At 68.3% G+C, this 17,664-nt stretch carries 18 protein-coding genes, 1 tRNA gene and 1 pseudogene; 16 read left to right on the forward strand and 4 right to left on the reverse strand.

Annotated features, from left to right (window positions below; genetic code table 11):
- Positions 1–68: 68 nt before the first annotated feature.
- From NO931_RS04395 to NO931_RS04405, 3 genes are all read left to right on the forward strand, one after another.
- Positions 69–2,366 carry an ATP-dependent DNA helicase gene (locus NO931_RS04395; protein ID WP_256391426.1) on the forward strand — a complete coding sequence of 766 codons (2,298 nt, stop codon included), beginning with the start codon at positions 69–71 and terminating at the stop codon, positions 2,364–2,366.
- Between the two features lie 16 nt (positions 2,367–2,382).
- Positions 2,383–2,946, forward strand: a complete 564-nt coding sequence (gene cgi121, locus NO931_RS04400; protein ID WP_256391427.1) for a KEOPS complex subunit Cgi121 — start codon at positions 2,383–2,385, stop codon at positions 2,944–2,946.
- Positions 2,947–3,061: 115 nt separating this feature from the next.
- Positions 3,062–3,448, forward strand: coding sequence for a DUF5789 family protein (locus NO931_RS04405; protein ID WP_256391428.1), 387 nt, complete (start codon positions 3,062–3,064; stop codon positions 3,446–3,448).
- Here NO931_RS04405 and NO931_RS04410 read toward each other — a convergent pair.
- A complete protein-coding gene (locus NO931_RS04410) occupies positions 3,445–4,158 on the reverse strand; it encodes a hypothetical protein (RefSeq protein WP_256391429.1) in 714 nt (237 codons plus the stop codon). The genes NO931_RS04405 and NO931_RS04410 overlap by 4 nt on opposite strands.
- 61 nt (positions 4,159–4,219) lie before the next feature.
- Between NO931_RS04410 and NO931_RS04415 the strand changes: the two genes are divergently transcribed.
- From NO931_RS04415 to NO931_RS04465, 11 genes and pseudogenes are all read left to right on the forward strand, one after another.
- Positions 4,220–5,554: an oxidoreductase gene (locus NO931_RS04415; protein ID WP_256391430.1), complete on the forward strand. Its 1,335-nt coding sequence runs from the start codon at positions 4,220–4,222 to the stop codon at positions 5,552–5,554.
- Between the two features lie 193 nt (positions 5,555–5,747).
- Positions 5,748–5,951 carry a hypothetical protein gene (locus NO931_RS04420; protein WP_256391431.1) on the forward strand — a complete coding sequence of 68 codons (204 nt, stop codon included), beginning with the start codon at positions 5,748–5,750 and terminating at the stop codon, positions 5,949–5,951.
- A gap of 52 nt (positions 5,952–6,003) precedes the next feature.
- On the forward strand, positions 6,004–6,444 hold the full coding sequence (locus NO931_RS04425; protein WP_256391433.1) for a TIGR00725 family protein: 441 nt from the start codon (positions 6,004–6,006) through the stop codon (positions 6,442–6,444).
- 95 nt (positions 6,445–6,539) lie between these two features.
- Positions 6,540–7,586: a DNA-methyltransferase gene (locus NO931_RS04430; protein ID WP_256391434.1), complete on the forward strand. Its 1,047-nt coding sequence runs from the start codon at positions 6,540–6,542 to the stop codon at positions 7,584–7,586.
- A gap of 77 nt (positions 7,587–7,663) precedes the next feature.
- Positions 7,664–8,176 (forward strand): FxLYD domain-containing protein, encoded by a 513-nt coding sequence (locus NO931_RS04435; RefSeq protein ID WP_256391435.1) that lies wholly within the window; start codon positions 7,664–7,666, stop codon positions 8,174–8,176.
- Between the two features lie 90 nt (positions 8,177–8,266).
- Entirely contained in the window at positions 8,267–9,331 is a 1,065-nt protein-coding gene (locus NO931_RS04440) for an ABC transporter ATP-binding protein (RefSeq protein ID WP_256391436.1), read from the forward strand.
- Positions 9,328–10,245 (forward strand): ABC transporter permease, encoded by a 918-nt coding sequence (locus NO931_RS04445; RefSeq protein ID WP_256391437.1) that lies wholly within the window; start codon positions 9,328–9,330, stop codon positions 10,243–10,245. Before NO931_RS04440 ends, NO931_RS04445 begins: the two co-directional genes overlap by 4 nt.
- Positions 10,246–10,326: 81 nt before the next feature.
- Positions 10,327–11,163, forward strand: coding sequence for a phosphoenolpyruvate hydrolase family protein (locus NO931_RS04450; RefSeq protein ID WP_256391438.1), 837 nt, complete (start codon positions 10,327–10,329; stop codon positions 11,161–11,163).
- Positions 11,160–11,564: pseudogene (locus NO931_RS04455) on the forward strand (cupin domain-containing protein); the annotation flags it as partial. The gene NO931_RS04450 and the pseudogene NO931_RS04455, both read left to right, overlap by 4 nt.
- A 104-nt stretch (positions 11,565–11,668) precedes the next feature.
- Positions 11,669–12,889, forward strand: coding sequence for a Tm-1-like ATP-binding domain-containing protein (locus NO931_RS04460; protein WP_256391440.1), 1,221 nt, complete (start codon positions 11,669–11,671; stop codon positions 12,887–12,889).
- 171 nt (positions 12,890–13,060) lie between these two features.
- Entirely contained in the window at positions 13,061–13,768 is a 708-nt protein-coding gene (locus NO931_RS04465) for a TMEM165/GDT1 family protein (protein ID WP_256391441.1), read from the forward strand.
- Positions 13,769–13,970: 202 nt separating this feature from the next.
- Here NO931_RS04465 and NO931_RS04470 read toward each other — a convergent pair.
- Positions 13,971–14,043: transfer RNA gene (locus NO931_RS04470), tRNA-Gln, on the reverse strand.
- A 151-nt stretch (positions 14,044–14,194) separates the two neighbouring features.
- A complete protein-coding gene (locus NO931_RS04475) occupies positions 14,195–14,821 on the reverse strand; it encodes a homing endonuclease associated repeat-containing protein (protein WP_256391442.1) in 627 nt (208 codons plus the stop codon).
- Positions 14,822–14,904: 83 nt separating this feature from the next.
- On the opposite strand from NO931_RS04475, the gene NO931_RS04480 reads away from it, so the two are divergent.
- Positions 14,905–15,477: an IMP cyclohydrolase gene (locus NO931_RS04480; protein WP_256391443.1), complete on the forward strand. Its 573-nt coding sequence runs from the start codon at positions 14,905–14,907 to the stop codon at positions 15,475–15,477.
- A gap of 111 nt (positions 15,478–15,588) precedes the next feature.
- On the forward strand, positions 15,589–16,293 hold the full coding sequence (locus NO931_RS04485) for a metallophosphoesterase family protein (protein ID WP_256391444.1): 705 nt from the start codon (positions 15,589–15,591) through the stop codon (positions 16,291–16,293).
- Between the two features lie 36 nt (positions 16,294–16,329).
- Here NO931_RS04485 and NO931_RS04490 read toward each other — a convergent pair whose 3' ends face one another.
- The gene (locus NO931_RS04490; protein ID WP_256391445.1) at positions 16,330–17,508 is read right to left on the reverse strand and encodes an aspartate kinase; all 1,179 of its coding nucleotides are present in this window, start codon (positions 17,506–17,508) and stop codon (positions 16,330–16,332) included.
- Between the last annotated feature and the right edge of the window lie 156 nt (positions 17,509–17,664).

Genomic DNA, 17,664 nt, shown 5'->3' on the forward strand with positions numbered 1-17,664 from the left:
CGCCGCGGCGTCGAAGCGGCCAGCCGACGACGGAAGTTTAAACCACAGGAGGGGCCAACGGGGACCTAATGGAGACTGCGGAGCTGGAGAACGTCCCTCCCGAGTTCGTCGACTACCTGCAGGCGGAGGGGATCGAGGAGCTGTACCCGCCCCAGGCCGAGGCGGTCGAGGCGGGCGTCACGGCGGGCAAGAACGTGGTCGCGAGCGTGCCGACCGCCAGCGGGAAGACGCTGATCGCCCAGCTCGGGATGCTCTCGACGATCGAGCGCGGCGGGAGGGCCCTCTATATCGTCCCGCTGCGAGCGCTGGCGAGCGAGAAGAAGGCCGAGTTCGAGGCGTTCGAAGAGTTCGGCGTCTCGGTGGGCGTCTCGACGGGCAACTACGAGGCGTCCGGCGAGTGGCTCGCCGAGAAGGACATCGTTGTCGCGACCAGCGAGAAGGTCGACTCGCTGGTCCGCAACGGCGCCCCCTGGATAGAGGACGTCGACTGCGTCGTCAGCGACGAGGTCCACCTGATCGACGATGCCTCGCGCGGGCCGACCTTGGAGGTGACGCTGGCGAAGCTGCGCCAGCTCAACCCCTCCTTGCAGACGGTCGCGCTGTCAGCCACGGTCGGCAACGCCGACGAGATCGCCGACTGGCTCGACGCCGAGCTGGTCGACTCGACGTGGCGCCCGATCGACCTGAAGAAGGGCGTCCACTACGGCGACGCCCTGCACCTGGACGACGGGACCCAGCGCGAGCTGCCTACCCGCAAGAACGAGAAGCAGACCGCCGCTATCGTGCGAGATACCTTGGAAGATGGCGGCTCCTCGCTGGTGTTCGTCAACTCCCGGCGGAACGCCGAGGCGGCGGCCGGGCGGCTGGCCGACGTGGTCGAGCCGAGCCTCTCGCCAGAGGAGCGAGAGGAGCTCGAAGACGTCGCCGCCGAGATCCGCGACGTCTCGGACACCGAGACGAGCGACGACCTCGCCGCGGCCGTCGAGCGCGGCGGGGCGTTCCACCACGCCGGCCTCGCGGCCGAGCACCGCTCGCTCGTCGAGGACGCGTTCCGCGATCGCTTGCTGAAAGTCGTCAGCGCGACGCCGACGCTCGCCGCGGGCGTCAACACGCCGAGCCGGCGGGTGATCGTCCGCGACTGGCGGCGCTACGACGGCACCGCGGGCGGGATGCAGCCCCTGGACGTGCTGGAGGTCCACCAGATGATGGGCCGAGCGGGGCGCCCCGGAAGGGACCCCTACGGCGAGGCGGTGTTGCTCGCCAAGAGCCACGAGGAACTGGACGAGCTGTTCGATCGGTACGTGTACGCCGACCCCGAGCCGGTGCGCTCGAAGCTTGCGGCCGAGCCGGCGCTGCGAACCCACGTGCTGGCGACGATCGCCAGCGGGTTCGCACGCTCCCGGGAGGAGCTGCTGGGCTTTCTCTCGGAGACGCTCCACGCCAGTCAGGCCGACGATCCCGAACGGCTGGAGCAGGTGGCCGACAACGTGATCGAGTACCTCGAACGGAACGAGTTCATCGAACGTGAGGGGGATGGCGAACTCTCCGCCACCGGCCTCGGCCACACCGTCTCGCGGCTCTACCTCGATCCGATGAGCGCCGCCGAGATCGTCGACGGACTGCGCGACATAGAGGATGGCGAGAAACCCACCGCGATGGGCCTGTACCACCTCGTCGCGCGGACGCCGGACATGTACGAGCTGTACCTGAAATCCGGCGACCGCGAGGAGTACACCGAGGTCGCCTACGAGCGCGAGGCGGAGTTCCTCGGCGCGATGCCCAGCGAGTTCGAGGACGTGCGCTTCGAGGACTGGCTCTCGGCGCTCAAGACCGCCGAGATGCTCGAAGACTGGGCCGAGGAAGTCGACGAGGACCGCATCACCGCCAAGTACGGCGTCGGGCCGGGCGACGTGCGCGGGAAAACCGACACCGCCGAGTGGCTGCTCAACGCCGCCGAACAGCTCGCGGCGGAGCTCGACCTCGGCGTCTCGCCGTCGATCCGCGAGGCGCGCAAGCGCGTCGAGGACGGCATCAAGGAGGAGCTGCTCGAACTCGCGGGCGTCCGGAACGTCGGCCGCAAGCGCGCCCGACGCCTGTTCGACGCCGGCATCGAGAATCGCGCCGACCTCCGGGAGGCCGACAAGTCGGTCGTGCTCGGCGCGCTGCGCGGGCGCCGGAAGACCGCCGAGACGGTTCTGGAGAACGCCGGCCGGCAGGATCCCTCGCTGGAGGGTGTGAGCGCCGACCAGAGCGCCAAAGCCGCAGCGACCAGTCCCAGCGGAAACGAGGGCGACTCGGCGTCGGACGGTAAGGAAAGCGACGACGCGAGGGCGGACGCCGACCAGGCGAGCCTGGGTGATTTCTAATGGAGGTGGATAACTGATGCGCATCCTCGAAGGGCGAGCGACGGTCGAAGATGTCGACGCCGTCGTCGCCGAGCTGGCGGCGATCGGCGACGAGAACGGCTGTACGGTGCAGGCGTTCGACGCCCGCTATCTGGTCGGGCGCGAGCAGCTCGACCGCGCCGTCGAACTGGCCGACCGGGCGATCGATCGCGGCGAGAACGTCGCGCGGGACCGCGGCGTCGAGATCCTGCTGTACGCCGCGGGGCGCCGACAGATCGACGACGCGCTGGCGATGGGCGTCGAGGCGGGTGAACAGGACGTCGCGGTGCTGGTCGACGACGTCGACGCCGAGGACGGGGCGGCAGCGGACGCCGACGCTGAAGCGAGCGACGCCGAGATCGAAGCGCGCGAAGCCGACGCCGCCGCGGCGGTCCGCGAAGTACTGGAACTGGACGAGCGCCCGACCGTCGGCGTCGAGCGCGCCGACGAGGCGCTCGTTCGGGAGTTTTTCGACGTGACGGAGGCCGAGCTGGCGGCGACCGACGCCGAGCTGGCCGACATCGTTTTAGAGCGGGTCGCGCTGCTGAACGTCGAAAAGTAGGCCGGACGCCGAAACCGAGCGGTGCCAGCACCGCCGGGCAACGCCGTCCGGCGACCGATACACCTCGGCACCACCGTTTTCCGCGTCCGCGGCGGACCACCGAACGGGGGAGACGATGTCCGGCAACGATCCGTCGGGGGAACCCGACCCGGAGAAGGTCCAGGAGGCATCGAAGCGCCGAAAACACGAGCAGGCCGAGCACAGCGAGCACATCATCGAGCAGGTCCAGCAGGACTTCACGGAACACAAATACCCCGTCAGGGGCGAGGAACTCGCGGCGACGTACGCCGACGAGGAGATCGACCTCGCGAACGAGACCGAGTCGCTCGGAAGCGTGTTCGACCGGCTGTCCGACGAGACGTTCGAGTCGGCCGAAGACGTCCGCGAAGCGGTGTACGGCGAACTCACCGGCAAAGCGGGCGGTAGAAGCGAGTCGAACCCGGAGCGTGATCTCGGGGAGATCGGCGGCGACGGCACCGCCGACAGCAACCGGGACCTCTAGGCGTCCGTCTGACTTTTTGCGTCGTCGAGCCAGTCCGGCTCCTCGACGGTCACGGATCGGTAGTCGAACGCGAAGTCGGCCCGCACGTCGCCCTCTTCGATCGACAGCGAGTGGATCCGACCCTCGGCGTCGACGACCAGTTCGATCCCGGCGTCGCCCGAGTACGTGAGCAGCGTCGTCGATCCCTCCTGCGAAACAGACGTGGCGCTCAGGTTAGCGTCCGCGAGGGAGCTCTCGAACTGCGACATCGTGAGGCGGGCGTAGCTCTCGGGCTGGCTCGTCTCGTACTGGACGTTCGAGCCGTCGTCGATGCGCGTGTAGGTCGAGCCGTCCGCGGCGCGGTACACAGCGACCGAGCCCGAGAGTTCGAGCGTCGAGAGCTCGGTGCCGGCCTCGTTGTCGACCGTCGAGGTCATGACGAGCTCCTGAGTCTCGTCGCCCGAGCCGACGCGCATCGTCGCGGTGAGCTCGTAGCCCGCCGCCTCGCCGATCGCGGCGTCGTGAGTCGAGAGCGCACGACTGGCGTTGCTAAGTCCGTCCTGATCGTACCCGCCGGGGTACGCGACCGACTCGAGCGTCGGTGCCTGCTCCGGTTCCGATTCGTTCGCCGGGCCGTCGTCGGGAGTCGCGCCGTCGTCGGTCAGGACGCCGCCACAGCCCGCCAGGGCGACGAGAGCGACGACCGCAACGAGGGCGATCTGTCTGCGCATGGAGGAACGAGGGTGTCGGCGCGACAAACGCTTTTGGGCCGATAGGTCCCATCACGAAACGATGGCACGCCTGGAGGCGCCGGTCGACCTCGGCGGCGAGACAGTGCGAAATCGGCTGTACCGGGCGCCGCTGCTGGAGTGTGCCGGTAACGGGCCCGACGCCGTCGACGCGCTGATCGAGGACCTCGAACCGGCGGCCGACGCCGGCGCGGGGCTGCTCTGCCAGGGCGCGACGATCGTCCGCGGCGATGGGGGGTGTGCGGCGCCGGGGATGACCCGCGTCCACGATCCGGCGTTCGTCGAGCGCCTGGAGCGACTCACCGATCGGATCCACGATCACGGCGGGAAGATCGCGATCCAGCTCGAACACGGCGGGCTGCGAAGCATGGAGACGTGGCACGCCGGCTACCGGGCCGAGCATCCGAAGCTCGAACAGCTCGCGGTCTCCGACCCGTCGTGGCAGCTGCGGGCGGTCGACCGGCTCGGACTCGTCTCCTACGACCCCCGCGTCCTCGACACTGCCGAGGTGTACGGACTGGCAGCCGATTTCGGCAAAGCCGCCGCCCGTGCGGTCGATGCGGGGTACGACGCGATCCACATCGCCGGCGCGAACATGGGGATCGTCCAGCAGTTCCTCTCGCCCTTTTACAATCGCCGGGACGACGAGTTCGGCGGCTCCCGGCCCGAGCGCGTGCGCTTTCTCGAACTCGTCCACGACGAGATCCGGATGCGGGCGGGCGACGTACCGCTCCTGACGAAGGTGCCCGCCGAGACGGCGGCGCCCCGCGTCGTTCGACGCCACCTCGATCTCGACGACGGCGTCGCGATCGCCGAGCACCTCGCGGAGTACGGCTTCGACGCCGTCGCGCCGGTCGAGACCAACGTGATCTGGGACATGAGCATCGTCCGCGGCGCCTACCCCGACCGGGCCTGGGAGAGCGACGAGTTCGCGGAGGGGTACGCCGAGGCGTTCGGCAGCCGCTACCGGGCGCGGGCGGTGGCGGCGCTCAACCGGCTGCAGGAGCGCCGGTTCGACTTCGAGCCGGCGTGGAACGAGCGGTTCTGTCGGCGGGTGCGCCGGCGCGTCGACGTGCCGGTCATGCTGGAGGGCGGCGTCCGCGAGCGCGGGCAGATCGATCGGCTGCTCGGCGAGATGGGCGAAGAACCGGCCGCCGACATGGTCGGGATGGCCCGCCCGTTCTACGCCGAGCCGCGGCTTCCGGCGCGGCTGCTAAACGGCTCTCCCGACGGCGTCGACGCCGAAACGCGGGTCGCCTGCGAGAGCTGCAACAACTGCACCGTCCCGCAGGTGACCGGCGCACCCGGTGTCTGCCGGACGCCGTCGGTGCTCGAACGTCGGGGCGAGCTGGAGAAGCGAGGAGCGTACGAAAAATAGGCCCTATCTGGATCACGCAGTAGATTTTTGTAAACCGAGAAGAAGATACAAACACTACACGATGACGAGTGCTGCGCCCGGGTCGGACAGCAAGAACGGAGCTAGTCTCGGTTCGAGGATCAAGCTAGCTCTCAAGCAGGATTACGGATCGGACCGAACTCCGAGCAGTGGCTTGCCAGTCTTGCTTGAAGTAATGGGGTACTCTGCGATCGGATTCCTCGCATTCGGACTGGTCGCAGGAATGGTCGCAGAAGTCGGGAGTCCCGGACTGTGGGTCGCCAGTTTGCTCTTGGACCTGCTGCTGTTGCTCTTTTTTATGTCCGTCTTCCTCCACGCGGTCCTTTGGACCGTCGGGACGGGCTGGAAGTTCTGTACCACGCGCCTACTGGCTCGCTGATCTCGATCTGGTTCCCGAAACGCTTGTGCCGCCGGCCCGAATCCCGGCGAGTATGCGCGTCAGCGTCGTGGGCGGCGGGCGAGTCGACGAATCGGAGTACGAGCAGGCACGCGACGTGGGCAGGCTACTCGCGGAACGGGGCCACACCGTGGTCTGTGGCGGCCGGACCGGCGTGATGGAGGCGGCGTGTCGGGGCGCCCGCGAGGCAGACGGCGAGACGATCGGCATCCTGCCGGGCGAGGACCGGACGGCGGCCAACGAGTACGTCACGACGCCGATCGCCACCGGGCTGGGCAACGCCCGGAACGTGCTGGTCGTGCTCAACGGCGACGCCGCGATCGCGATCGACGGCTCGACGGGCACGCTCTCGGAGATCGCCCACGCGCTCGATACGGGGCGGCCGGTCGCCGGCATCGGCACTCACGAGGTCGCGGGCGTCGAGGCCGTCGAGACGCCAGAACGAGCGATCGAGTACGTCGAAGCCGAAGTCTGACGCGATCGCGGGAACCAGCGCGGCGGCGGTCGAGAATCGGCAGCCTGCGCCGCGAGCCGGCACATTCTAGACCCCTCGGACTGAACGGGACGACGATGGAGACCCGTCACCGGATCGTCGTGGGGGACGCGCGGGAGCTGAGCGACCTCGACGACGACTCGGTCGAACTCGTCGTCACGTCGCCGCCGTACCCGATGATCGAGATGTGGGACGAGCTGTTCGCCGAGCTGGCGCCCGGGGCTGGGGAGGCGCTCGACGACGGCGAGGGGCGGCGGGCCTACGAACTGATGCACGAGGCGCTCGACGCCGTCTGGGCCGAGGTCGAGCGCGTGCTGGTCGAGGGAGGCATCGCCTGCGTCAACGTCGGCGACGCGACCAGAACGGTGGACGGCAGCTTCCGCGTCTACCAGAACCACGCCCGGGTAATCGACGCGTTCGAGCAGCTGGGATTCGAGCCGCTGCCGGACGTGCTCTGGCGCAAGCCGGCCAACAGCGCCGCGAAGTTCATGGGCTCGGGGATGGTGCCGCCCAACGCCTACGTCACGCTCGAACACGAGTACGTGCTGGTGTTCCGGAACGGGACCGAGAGCCGGAGCTTCGAGCCCGGCGCCGACCGGCGCTACGAGGCGGCGTACTTCTGGGAGGAGCGCAACCAGTGGTTCTCGGACGTCTGGGAGGACGTGCGCGGCGAGCACCAGGCGCTTCCCGGCGACGACCGCAGGGATCGTTCGGCGGCCTACCCCTTCGAGATCCCCTACCGACTGGTGAACATGTACTCGGCGTACGGCGACACCGTGCTCGACCCGTTCTGGGGCACCGGCACGACGACGCTAGCTGCGATGGTCGCCGGCCGAAACTCGGTCGGCGTCGAGATCGAACCCGAGTTCGCTCGCGCCTTCGAGGAGCGGGTCGCCGAAGCGCCCGCGATATCCGAGCGCGTCGCCGCCGATCGGCTCGCCGACCACCGCGAGTTCGTCGAGCGCGAGCGCGCCGACGGGGGCTCGCTGGGGTACGAGGCGGTCCACTACGACGTGCCGGTGCGAACGAAACAGGAACGGAACATCCGCCTGCGCGTCGTCGAGAACGTGGCGTCGACCGACGAGGGGTACCGGGCGACCCACGCGCCGTTCGAGGACGGGTAGCACGAGCGGGGTGGTGGCAACTACGCAGCAACCGACTGTGACCAACGCACTTGGCCGCCCGCGGTCTACCCGACGGTATGGAGAGGGAGGGCGACGCGACGGGCGAGGGCGCGACGCGACGGCGGGTACTTGGACTGGTCGGCGCCGGCGCAGCTGTCGGGATCGCTGGCTGTCTCGGCGGTGGGGGAGACGGCGCGTACGGCCCCCAGACCGACGTCGCGGTGTCCGGTAACGGGAGCCTCGAGAACGCGACGAGCGCGAGCACGCAGCGAGCGTTCGCCTCGACGACGCCGGACCCCGACGCGACCAGCATCGAGGCGCTGACGCTCGTCGAGCACGAGCCGGTCGTCGCGGGCGGGTACAAGGGGCTCACCGTTCGCGGGCGCGTCCACAACGACGCCCAGCAACTGGTCGAGTACGCGGAGGTCCGGACGCGGTTCTACGATGCGAGCGGAACGCACCTGGGCACCTACCTCGCCTCGACGAGCGACCTGGCCGCGGACACCGAGTGGGCGTTCGAGGTCGTCGTGCTGGAGTCGCCAGGAGACGTCGATGCCTACGACGCGGGCGTGTTCGGCTGGCCGCCGTAACTCGAAGCGGTCGGCCGCTGTGATTCGGAGCGGTCGGCCGCTGTGACTCGAAGCTATTTCCCCCTCCCGACGCTAGGAGAGAGCAGATTGATGGGCGAGACAGCCAACCAGCCGACGGACCGGGACGACGCCGCGATCGACGCCGACGATCTGCGGGTGACCTACGCCGACGGCACCGAAGCCGTCCGGAGCGTCTCGCTGACGATCCCTCGCGGGGAGTTCTTCGGCTTCCTCGGGCCGAACGGCGCCGGCAAGACGACGACGATCAAGGTGCTGGCGACGCTGCTCGACGCGACCGGCGGCGGGGTTCGCGTCAACGGGTTCGACGCCGCCGAGAGCCCGCGGGCGATCCGCGAGTCGATCGGCTACATGGCCCAGGAGACCAGCGTCGACGAGGAGCTCACCGCCCGCGAGAACCTCAAATTCGCCTGCGAGGCCTACGGCGTCCCCCGGGGCGAGCGGGCCGAACGGATCGACGAACTGCTGGATCTGGTGGACCTCGCCGAGGTCGCCGACAAGCGATCGGAGGACTTCTCTGGCGGCATGAAGAAACGCCTCGACGTCGCGACGGCGCTGGTCCACCAGCCGCCGCTGGTCTTCCTCGACGAGCCGACGACGGGGCTCGACCCGAAGGCCCGCAACAAGCTCTGGGAGTACTTCCGGGCGATCAACGACCGGGGGACGACGATCTTCCTGACGACCCAGTACTTGGAGGAAGCCGACCAGCTCTGCGACCGACTGGCCGTGATCGCCGACGGCGAGATCGTCGCGACGGGCGAGCCGGCCGAGCTCAAGCACCGCGTCGGCGGCGAGATCCTCGACATCGAGCTGGCCGGGGACGGGGAAGGCGACGCCGCCGCCGCCGAGGCGGCCGCGGCGGTCGTCCGGGAGGCCGACTTGCTCGAAGCCGACGCGACGATCGAACCGACCGAGGACGGACTGCAGATCACGTCACAGCGGGCCCGCTCGCGCGGGACGGACGTGCTGGTCGCGCTGCGGGACGCCGGGGTCGCCGTCACCGGCTTCAACGTCCGTGCGCCGACGCTCGACGACGTGTTCCTCGCGATCACCGGCGAAGCGACCGGCGAGGGTGCAGATGCAGCGGCCGCAACCGCCCCCGACGACCCGGTCGCCGGGGAGGTGAGCGACGAATGAGCGGGTCGGACGAAAGAACGGACGGGGGCACACAGCCCGAACGCAGCGTCGAGGCGACGACGCCCGCGCCGATCGCGCGCTCGGGCAACTCGTTTTTCGGCGACGCGTGGACGAACTTCAAGCGCTGGAACCTGAAGGCGGTCCGCAACCCGTTCGTGCTGGTCGTCTCGCTCGTCCAGCCGATCATCTTCCTCGTCCTCTTTACGCAGGTGTTCGGCGGCGTCGCGACGCAGGCCATCGGCGGCGGCAACGGCGGATCGATCAGCTACGAGACCTACCTCGTGCCCGCGATCGCGATCCAGGTCGCGCTCGCCGCGGCAGCGACGTCGGGCGTCGGCCTGGTCAACGACATCGAGAGCGGGATGTTCGAGAAGGTGCTGGCGACGCCGATGAACCGCACGGCGGTGTTCCTCGGCAAGACCGCCGCGGAGGTGGCCCGGATCGCCGTCCAGATCGGGATCATCCTCGGGCTGGGGACGCTGCTGGGCGCCGAGATAGCGACCGGTCTCGTCGGCGCGCTCGGCATCATGGCCGTCGGCGTCCTCTTTTCGCTGTGGTTCGTCTCGCTGTCGAACGCGCTGGCGGTCGTCACGAAGGACCAAGAGTCGACGATCATCGGCGCGAACCTGCTGCAGTTTCCGCTTTTGTTCGTCTCCAGCGCCTTCCTCCCGCTCGACTCGCTGCCCGACTGGATCCAGCTCGTCGCGACGTACAACCCCGTGACCTACGGCGTCGACGCCGCGCGAGCGATCATGCTCGATCGGGACGTGATGACCGTGATCGAGGTGAGCCAGTTCGGCGGGATCTGGGACACGCTGGTGCCGGCGCTGGCGGTGCTGCTGGCGCTCGATCTGCTGCTTGGCGGCCTCGCGGTGTACCTGCTCGGCCGGGCGTCGAGTTCGTCCGTGCGCTGAGCGCCGTTCATCGCCCGTTTCGTTCTCGGTCAGCCCACCCCCGACGTTCATAATCGAATGTGATGCGACATCACATGACGCATGAAATTCACACGAGAAGAGTCACTGACACGGCTCGAGGAATCGGTCGAGAACGGCGACCCGATCGTGGGCGCGGGCGCCGGGACGGGGATCTCGGCGAAGTTCGCCGAGCGAGGCGGCGTCGACCTGCTGATCATCTACAACTCCGGTCGCTACCGGATGAACGGGCGGGGATCGCTGGCGGGCCTGCTGCCCTACGGCGACGCCAACGAGATCGTCGTCGAGATGGGCCACGAGGTACTCCCGGTGGTCGAGGACACGCCGGTGCTCGCGGGGGTCAACGGCACCGATCCGTTCCGGGACATGGAGGTGTTCATCGAGGACCTCCGGAGGCGCGGGTTCTCGGGGGTCCAGAACTTCCCAACAGTGGGGTTGATAGACGAGGACAGCCAGTATCGGCAGAACCTCGAAGAGACCGGGATGGGGTACGACGAGGAGATCGAGATGATCCGCGAGGCCAGCGACCAGGGGATGCTCACCTGCCCGTACGTATTCAGCGAGGACGACGCCAGAGCGATGGCCGAGGCCGGCGCCGACGTGATCGTCTCGCACATGGGGCTGACGACCTCGGGCGACATCGGCGCCGAGACCGCCCTCGACCTCGATGAAGCCGCCGAACGGGTGCAGGCTCACCACGACGCCGCGAAAGACGTGAACGAGGATGTCATGGTGATCTGCCACGGCGGGCCGATCGCGTGGCCCGACGACGCCCAGCACGTCCTCGACAACACCGAGGGCGTGGTCGGCTTCTTCGGCGCGTCGAGCATCGAGCGACTGCCGACCGAGGAAGCGATCGAGAACCAGGCCCGGGAGTTCAAGGAGATCGATCTCGGATGAGCGAAACCGACTCCGGAGGGTTCGTCGCGCCGGAGGACGTCGAGAGCCAGGTGTTCGACTGGGGCGTCCTGAAGTGGCTGAGCACGCCCGAGGTGACCGGCGGCGAGCGCTTCAGCGCCGGCGTCGTCCGGCTCGAACCGGGCAAGGGCCACGAGCGCCACGAACACCCCGACAGCGACGAGATCCTCTACGTTCTCAGCGGGAGCGGCGAACAGGAACTCGGCGACGAGACCCGAGAGATCGAGGCCGGCGAGCTGGTGTTCGTCCCCGAGGGCGTCGAGCACGGAACGATAAATACGGGCTGGGAGACGCTCGTCCTGCTGGCGGTGTACGCGCCGCCGGGCCCCGAGGACGTGCTGCGTGAGATGCCGGACTGCGAAATCGTCCCGCCCGGCGAGCTGGCGGCGAGAAATCGCGATGAATCGGCGGGTGGCGAAACGGCTGGCGGCGAAACGGAGAGCGGGGGAGCGGACGGCGGCGAAACGGAAGGTGGAGGTGACCGACCGTGAGCGTCGTGATCGTCGGAACGCTCGACACCAAGAGCGAGGAGATCGGCTTCGCCCGCGACGTGATCGAGGACCAGGGCCTCGACGTCCACGTCGTCGACGCCGGAGTCGTGGGCGAGCCCGAGTTCGAGCCGGACACGAGCGCCGCCGAGGTCGCCGCGGCGGCCGGCACCGACCTCGAAACGCTGCGCGAGGAGGCGGAGCGCGGCGATGCCGTCACCGCGATGGGCGAAGGAGCGGCGGCCGTGGTGCGGGAATTACACGACGAGGGCGACCTCGACGGCGTGCTCGGACTGGGCGGGTCGGGCAACACCTCGATCGCGACCGCGGCGATGCGCGCGCTGCCTTACGGCGTCCCCAAGCTGATGGTGTCGACGGTGGCGTCGGGCGACGTCGAGCCGTACGTGGAGACGCGCGACATCGCGATGCTGTACTCGGTCGCCGACGTCGAGGGGCTGAACCAGCTCACGCGGCGGATCATCTCGAACGCCGCGCTCGCGATGGTCGGGATGGTCGAAAACGAGCCCGACGTCGAGACCGAGGAGAAGCCCACCGTCGGCATCACGATGTTCGGCGTCACGACGCCGGGCGTCCAGGCGGCCCGCGAGCACCTCGAAGCGATGGGCTACGAGACGATCGTGTTCCACGCGACCGGCACCGGCGGGCGCGCGATGGAAAACCTGATCGAGCAGGGCGTCATCGACGCCGTCCTCGACGTGACGACGACGGAGTGGGCCGACGAACTGGTCGGCGGCGTCCTCAACGCCGGGCCGGAGCGACTCGACGCCGCCGCCGAGACCGGGACGCCCCAGGTCGTCTCGGTCGGGGCGCTCGACATGGTGAACTTCGGCCCCGAGGACTCCGTTCCCGAGGAGTTCCGCGATCGGAATCTCCACGTCCACAACCCGCAGGTGACGCTGATGCGCACGACGCCCGAGGAGTGCGCCGAACTCGGCGAGATCATCGCCGAGAAGCTCAACGCCGCAACCGGCCCGACGGCGCTCGCGCTCCCGCTGGACGGCGTCTCGATGCTCAGCGTCGAGGGCGAGGACTTTTACGCGCCCGAGGCCGACGATGCACTGTTCGAGGCCCTCCGCGAACACCTCGACGACGACGTCGAACTGGTCGAAGTTGAAGCCGACATCAACGACGACCGGTTCGCCCGGACGATCGCCGAGACGCTCGACGAGTACGTCGGCGGCGGCGACTCGGCGCCCTGATCCGACCGCGACGGGCGCCGGACCGATGCCCGGTTTCGAGGACAGAAGGCCTAAGTTTAGCCACGTCTAATTCACCGACGAGATAACTATGGAGCCGCTGCTTCGCTCTCGTGCCGCTTTCGCGAACGAGCCGTGGGGACCGGCGTCCGAACCGCCGGTGGTGATCGTCTAGTGAGCGATGTGACCTGGCTGCAGGTGCTCATGATCGCGTTCGGCGCGCAACTCGCCGTGCTGCCAGGCGAGAAGGTGCAGTTCATCATCGCCGGTCTCTCGACCCGGTACAACCCGCTACTGGTCGTCGCGGCGGCCGGGTCGGCGTTCGCCGGCTGGACCGCGCTCGAGGTCCTGGTGGGCAGCGCGCTGACCGACGCCGTCCCGGGAATCTACCTCGACGCGCTGGCGGCGGCGATGTTCCTCGCGTTCGCGGTGATGCTGGTCCGGACGGCGCCGGACGGCGCCGACGTGGAGGACGAACCGGCAGCGGGCGTCCTCGGCGACGGCGGTGAACTCGACGTCCGCGTCCCGATCGTCGGCTGGCGAGTCCCGAACGCGCTCGGGGGCTTTCTCCCCATCTTCGCCATGATGGCGTTCGGCGAGTTCGGCGACAAGACCCAGACGATCACGATCATTCTCGCCAGCCAGTACCCCGGCGCGCCGACCGCGATCTGGGCCGGCGAGATGCTCGCGATCGTCCCGGTCAGCCTGCTCAACGCCGTCGTGTTCCACCGGTTCGCCCACCGCTTCGACCTCCGCAAGGCCCACTTCGTCGGCGCGGCGCTGTTCGCGTTCTTCGCGGCGGACTTCCTGGTGTCGGTGCTGTTCGGGGTCTCGGTCTGGGAGACCGTCGTCGGGACGATCGTCGCACTCGTCGGCGGGTGAGGAACAGCGTCGCTGAAAGACGGGACGGTCATCGACAGAATCGACGCAGCCGGCGGTGTGCGACGGTAGTTTCCGAAGGAAATAGTCCATCCTGGATTCGACCGAAGCGAGACGGTCGCTCACTCCGTTCGCGCTGCGACTCGCAGGGTTCGAATCCACTCGTCGACGTAGTTGCGACTCACGGTGTGATTCGTCGCAAAAGTAGTCCATCCTGGATTCGAACCAGGGTCGAAGCCCCCAGAAGGCTTCAGGATTGGCCACTACCCTAATGGACTTGACACGTTCGGCGGTGTCCGCTTCGCCGACGCTTCACCCAACTGTACTTGGTTTCCGTATTTGAGCGTTTCGAACTCGACTGCTGGAGGGCATCGGGTGATCCGACACCAGAAGAGAAATACGCTACCGAACCTCACGCACCGGGTCGATCTAGCGTTCGCCGGTTGGGAGCTGGTAGTGTTCTTTGCGATGGCAGTTCGCGCAGAGCACGATACACTTCTCAATTTCCTCCCGGAGTCGGTCCTTGCCGTAGCCGTACGTGATCATCTTCCCGACGGCCATCTCCTTGTCGTCCTCGTCGACGTGATGAAAGTCGAGACAGGCGGGATCGGTTTCGTCACAGCGATCACACCCGCCTCGTTCTCGTTGCAGACGGTTCGCCCACATTCGATGCGCGTCGCGTCGCCGCAGAGAACGCTCGGTGTTCCAGTCCGCGTGCCGGTAGTGCCACCGCTGGTCGGCCGACAACTCGGACCACTCGACGCCGTCGGGAATATCGACATCCTCCGGCTTCGGATCGAGACGCGAACCGCGCGAACTCGCCGTCTCCAGGCCCGCCCGCTCTTTGGCCGCGTTCCAGCCGCCGAGATGGCGGACGATCGTCGAGGAAGAGGGCGTCAGGTCGAGCCGCTCGTACTGGGCCTTGGTCGGCGACTCGCCGAGTCGGTCGGCCGCCGCCCGGAGCGCGTCGAGACATTCTCGTTCGGTCGTCACGACGGTCGTCGCCGCCCGATCGTACTTGAACGTCCGCTCGCCGGGGTGCCGGACCCGCCGCACTGGGCCGGCGAACCGGGCGCCGTATCTTCGACGCCCGTGTACATTTCGACACCTACTTTACCGAGAACTATGCACTGTCGTGTATGTACGTCGGACGCTTCGTGATCGTGGGACCGTCGGTGGCCGCTTACCGAGTATCGTCCCGATCGTTCCCGAACCGGAAAATAATCGAGCGCGACGGTTCGCTGACGGTCGTCCCAACCGAGGAGGCCGAGGAGACCGACAACCCCTACGTCTCCTACAACTGCGTGCGCACGGCCGGCGATCAGGTCGTCGTCGGCAACGGCTCGCACGTCGATCCGATCACCGAGAAGCTCGAACTCGGCTACCCGGCCCGCGACGCGCTGGCCGAGAGTCTCCTCGCGATGGACTACGAGAAGGACGACTACGACACGCCCCGGATCGCCGGCGTCGTCGGCGACGATAGTTACATCGGCACCGTCCGGAACGACGCGCTGCTCGTCGAGCAGGTCGACGAGCCGACGCTGGTGGCAACCTACGAGAAGGACAGTCCGGAGTCGTTCGAGTTCGACGCCGACGACGCGCCGAGTGCGGCGAGTGAAGCGCTCGGATTGGAGTTCGAGCACGCGGTCTGTGCGGCCGGCGTCGAGCGGACCGACGAGGACGTCAGGCTGGCGATCGAGAACGGCGAGTAGGCGAGCTCGTTTTCCGATCCGGCGCGGCGTCGAGACGCCGTTTCGAGGCTGCGTCGGGACCCCCCGTACTACGCCGGGGAAATGAAGGGCGACGAGCGCGTCGTACCGCGTATGAAAGTGGGTCTGCTCTCCGATATCCACGGCAACCGCGTCGCGCTCGAAGCGGTCCTCTCGGACATGCCGGCGGTCGACGCGCTGGCTTGCGCGGGCGACGTCGTCGGCTACAACCCCTGGCCCGGCGACTGCGTCGACGCCATGGTCGATCCGGCGCCGCTGCTGGACGCCGTCGGTCGGGACGACCTCCCGGCCGACGAGGTGCCGACCGTGATGGGCAACCACGACCGGGCGGTCGCCAGCGGGTCGGCGTTCCGGTTCAACAGCATGGCCGCGGCGGGCGTCGAGCACGCCCGCGAGGAACTCGACGACGAGCAACTCGCGTGGCTGGACGACCTGCCCGACGAGCGCACCGAGTTCGACGAGAAGGTAAAGCTCGTCCACGGCCACCCCGACGACCCGGACCGCTACACCTACCCCGACGATTTCAGCCCGCGGATGCTCGACGACGAGGACGTGCTGGTGCTGGGCCACACCCACGTCCAGCACGCCGAGCAGTACGGCGAGGGGATCGTAGTGAATCCGGGGAGCGTCGGCCAGCCCCGCGACCGCGACCCGAACGCGGCCTACGCGGTCGTCGATCTGGACGCACTGACGGTCGACCTCCACCGCGTGGAGTACGATATCGAGGCGGTGCAGGACGCCGTGAGCGAGGCGGGGCTGCCCGAGAAGATCGGAAGTCGGCTCGAAGCCGGACGCTGACTGCGGAGACAGCGAGAAGAGAGCGGCGTTGTCAGCTCAGAAACGGCTCTGCATGATCTCGAGGGCCTCCTCGCGATCGTCCCACTCGACGAAGACGGCGACGCTGGTCGCGCTGGTGATCACGTCCAGCAGGTTGATCTCGGCCTCGGTGAGCGGGTTGACGATCTCGGAGAGGACGCCGGGCTGGTTCGGCAGCTCGCCGCCAGTGATCCGGATCACGGCGACGCCGTCCTCGACGGTGACGCTGGAGAGTGGTTCCTGATCGATGACCTCGCGGTGGAGCACGGCTTCGGCGTCCTCGGCGAGCGTCTCGTCGACGTAGAAGGTGACCGAGTCCATCCCCGAGGCGATGGCGTCGACGTTGACGTCGGCCTCGCCCAACGCGGTCGTGAGTTCCTGGAGCACGCCGGAGCTGTTGCGGATCGCGCGGCCGGCGACGGTCATGCAGGCCAGGGGCTGATCGCGCATGTCGACGAGGCTGGAGAACTCGCCTTCGATGCGGGTGCCGCCGGTCAGCAGGTCGCCGTGCTGGTAGTGGACGACGCGGACGCCCATGTTCCCCTCCTTGTACGCCAGCGCGGAGGGCGCGACGACCTCGGCGCCGCGGAACGAGAGGTTTCGAAGCTCGTCGACGGTGATCTCGCCGACGTTGCGTGCGCCCTCGACGACGCGGGGGTCGCCGGTCATGACGCCCTCGACGTCGGTGACGATCACGACTTCGTCGGCCTGCATGTACTTGCCCAGCATCACGGCGGTGGTGTCGCTCCCGCCGCGGCCGAGCGTCGTGACGCTCCCGTCGTGAGCCTCCGCCAGAAAGCCGGTGATGACGGGGACGACGCCGTCCATCTGGTCGGCGATCTCCAGTGCGCGCTCGCGGCTGGCCTCGACGTCGACCTCGCCGGCGGCGTCGGTCAGCACCGGCCAGAGGTCGCTGCCCGGTTCGAGGAACATCGCCTCGACGCCGCGGGCCGCCAGCGCGGCCTTGAGCATCCGGACGCTCGTGCGCTCGCCCATGCTGACGATCTCGGCGCGGTCGGCGGGCTCGGTCTCGAAGGAGATCTCGTCCAGCAACTCGTCGGTCGTCGACCCCATCGCGCTGGCGACGACGGCGATCTCGTGGCCCTCCTCGACGGCCTTGGCGATCGAGTCGGCGGCGCGATCGATCCGGTCCCCGCTCCCCAGGCTGGTCCCCCCGAACTTCGCGACTACGCGCATCGTACCACCCGATCGTTCGTGCGACTGTGGCTCATGGGGACCGATAACCAAGGGGAGCAAATAACTGTGTCCATCCGAACCCGTCCCAACCAGTCGTTCGTGAAGAATTCCGCCGCCAGAACGGACGGTTCCGAACGTACGTCAAGCGTCCGAGGG

This window comes from Natronoarchaeum rubrum (assembly GCF_024494695.1).